Annotated in this window: 3 protein-coding genes; all 3 read left to right on the top strand. The window is 35.8% G+C overall.

Features of this window, described 5'->3' with window-relative positions:
- Nucleotides 1–288 precede the first annotated feature (288 nt).
- Nucleotides 289–1,065: an NAD-dependent epimerase/dehydratase family protein gene (locus tag AC3DU7_RS13365; RefSeq protein ID WP_488039831.1), complete on the top strand. Its 777-nt coding sequence runs from the start codon at nt 289–291 to the stop codon at nt 1,063–1,065.
- 333 nt (nt 1,066–1,398) lie between these two features.
- Nucleotides 1,399–3,063, top strand: a complete 1,665-nt coding sequence (locus AC3DU7_RS13360) for a glycosyltransferase family 39 protein (protein WP_488039830.1) — start codon at nt 1,399–1,401, stop codon at nt 3,061–3,063.
- A gap of 197 nt (nt 3,064–3,260) precedes the next feature.
- Nucleotides 3,261–3,480, top strand: a 220-nt coding sequence (locus AC3DU7_RS13355; protein WP_488039829.1) for a hypothetical protein, incomplete at its 3' end; no start/stop codon positions are given.

Raw genomic sequence — 3,480 nt, 5'->3', positions numbered from 1 at the left:
GGAAAGGTATTAGCATTTTGAGATGAAAAGCTCTACAAATTTTGTACTTTTTCAGAATCAAAAAAACCTGGAAACCCTTATTAGTTCTCAATAATACAGAAACATAGGATGTTGAAGCGCGATCGCCTAAGATACCCAAATCATCAAAAATAAAATGATGTCTAATATTGATATTTTAACATATTTTTTGTATAATCTACTGGTTTTAGTTTTCCTACGGAATGCTACGAAACATCCCGACATTCCGTTACCGGAGAGCGCAAGTCCTCACATTCATCATAAAATTAAATGAAAACTGTTGTAATTACTGGAATTTCTGGCACTTTGGGTAGTGCGATGGGTAAAGCTTATAAGTCACGGGGATGGCGGGTTGTTGGTGTGACTCGTCAACTCAGTTTAGAGGGAGATTTTTTTGATGAGTTATGTGTTTCTCCCCAAGAAACTATTGAGGATGCCAGAAAACTATTTGAGTATGACCCGGATGTGGTGATTTTGAATGCTGGTCAAATTGAGACAGAAGTAGGAGAGGGTGGAATTCCCATAGTTGAGCTGGTGGAGTCGATGAATCGGGTGAACTATACTTGGCCTGCAGTGGTTGGTGCTGAGGCAGCTAAGTTACCTCGGAGTAGACCTCTGGATGTGATTGCGATTGGGTCAATTGCTGATGGGAGTCCTTCTTGTTTCGGACCTGTCTATCATTCTGGCAAAATTGCCTTGCATTATTACTGGTCTGGTGTCGGGCCAATTGTTTATCATTCTAGTAAAAATATGATTCGTTTGCGGTTGTATCGCCCTGGTGCTATTTCTGGAAAGTTTGCTTGGGCACCAGTGAATCGTTTGAATGATAAGGCTTATAAGATTCGTGCTAATCGAGTTAATTCTGCTCCCTCTGGGGATAAGGTTGCTGAGAAAATTGTTAATTGGATTGAGAATAGTAAGGAATGGGTGGGGACTTATGATGAGCCTTTGGGATTTAAGATTTTTAAGTATTTGTTTGCTTTATTCCCCAACTTTTTCTACAGATTACAATTGTATGGTTGGCCGAAAGGGAGTAAGTTTGTTTGATCGGGAAAGGCAGAAGGCAGGAGGCAGAAGGCAGAAGGGAATTCTGACTCCTGCATAGCTGCCCGTGACCGAAAGGAAAAAGGGTATAAAACCCCATCGTCACTATCGGGAAAGGCAGAGGGCAGGAGGCAGAGGGCAGAAGGGAAAGAAAGGTTTAAAGAAATAAGGTTTTTATAACTGATTATCCGCAATTCGTAGCTCCCCTGGAGGAGGAACATGATATTAGGACATATTAAAAGCTGAAAACTTAGACAACGCCAGATCTTTCCTTCTTTTCTAGAAAACTAATCGCACAGACAACTAAATATCTTCTTCCTTCTTCCCTATAAAAAAATGATTTCTCTCAAATTTGGCAATAAAAATGTATCTCAACTCTTAATCATATTACTGATTATTGCCATAACTTTAGGCATCGGGTTCCGTTTTTTCAACCTCGATAAAAAAGTCTATTGGCATGATGAAGTATATACTTCTTTACGAGCATCAGGTTTTAAGATGGCTGACCTTGGCCAAGAATTTATTGACCAAATTATTCCTGCTCAAAAACTACAAAAATATCAAGATATTAAACCAGAAAGCACTTTCAAAGACACTCTTGAATCTCTGATAATTGAAAACCCCCATCATTCTCCTTTATATTATTTGATGGCTCGGTCTTGGATGCAACAATTTGGTGCTTCGATCAAGGCATCTCGTAGCTTGCCTGCATTAATTAGTTTCTTCTCTTTACCTTTAATATATATTCTCAGTTGGCAACTTTTTAATTCCCATTTAAATGCTTTAATAGCAACTACATTTTTAGCTTTATCACCTTTTGATATTTTGCTTGCTCAAACAGCCAGACAATACAGTTTAGTTACTTTGATTATTTTTGGTAGTAGTATTTTATTGTTGAGAGCTATGCATTCTTCAAGTTGGAAAAATTGGGGATTATATAGTGTACTTTGTGCTTTTGGTTTATATACCCATTTGTTTTTTTGTTTAACGATTATAGCTCAAGGAGTATTTGTTCTTAGTAATTGCTTTCTCTCAAATAATATAGAGAAAAATGCCTCTCAAAAAATATCTAATTCCTCAAAAATTAAATTTTTAATTCAAACACTATCTGGGAAATTTTTCATTGCTGCATTAGCAACAATAATTTTCTACATTCCTTGGATATTTGTAATAATAAATAATCTGCAAAGAGCTTATGATGCTACAAATTGGGCAAGAGTATCAGTGAGCTTCAATTTTTTAGTAAAAAGGTGGATTTTGAGTTTTTCTTCTTTGTTTATTGACCTAGATTTTGGCTTTGACAATATTACTACGTATTTACTGAGATTGCCATTTTTAATCATTATTGGTTTTGGGGTTTATACAGTTTGTCGTTATTGCAGTCGCTCCACAAAATTATTTATCCTGACTTCGATTTTTATACCTTTCATAATATTAGTAATACCCGATTTGTTATGGGGTGGAAAACGCTCTGCTGTCACTCGTTATCTGATTTCCTGCTTTCCTGCAATATATTTATCCGTTGCTTATTTATTCTCAAGGTATTTAGGTAGCGATAATGTTTCGCATCAGTTAGGCGATCGCCTTTTTTTGTTCAGTAGGCAAAAATTCTGGGGAGTAGTTTTGGTAATATTATTAACCGGAAGTATTTTATCCTGTAGTATCAGCGCTGTTTCTGATACTTGGTGGAGTAAAACCCCTAGTTATTTTAATGCTGAGGTAGCAAAAAAAATTAATGCTAGTGACTTCCCACTATTATTAAGCGATATGGGTGATGATTATACAAATATTGGAGATATGATTTCACTGAGCTATCTATTGGAGGATAATGTACAACTGTTGTTGTTGAGTCACCTGCCAAGTTTGGAGATGGTTACGGGTGAGTCTGATCTTTTTGTGTTTCGCCCTTCTCAGAAACTGCTAATGGCGATGAAAGCAAAGCAGTGGGAATTAAAATCTGTTGTAGGTGGGGAATTATGGCGAGTCTATATCTCAAATTGATCATAAAAATCCTATATTCAGATTAATACTTGAAAACAATTAGAGGCAAATAAAGCTCTTGAAGCTGTAGTTTTTGTTTGAGTTGATGCTAATAAAGCTTTAATGTTTCTGATATAAAGTTGGCTTTACTTTGATATAATAAAAATTGTCCTTAATTCATTAGAAAGTAATCAAATATATAATCTAATTATGTAATTATGAAAAATGAACTGATTAACCTAACTTGTGAAATTCAACTAGATCCTGGTGAAAAACTAATTCTACCAGAATCATTATTAGAAACTGTAGGAGCTGGACGTTGGCGAATAACAATTCAGCCAATTAAAGCAGAAACCGAAAAAATTATTACTCGCAATCATGAAGCATTCCTAAAAAGTTATTCTCCAGAAGATGAGGGTCTTTATGACAACTATCCAA

The sequence above is a fragment of the Okeania sp. genome (assembly GCF_983059655.1).
This window is presented reverse-complemented; position numbering and strand designations above follow the sequence as displayed.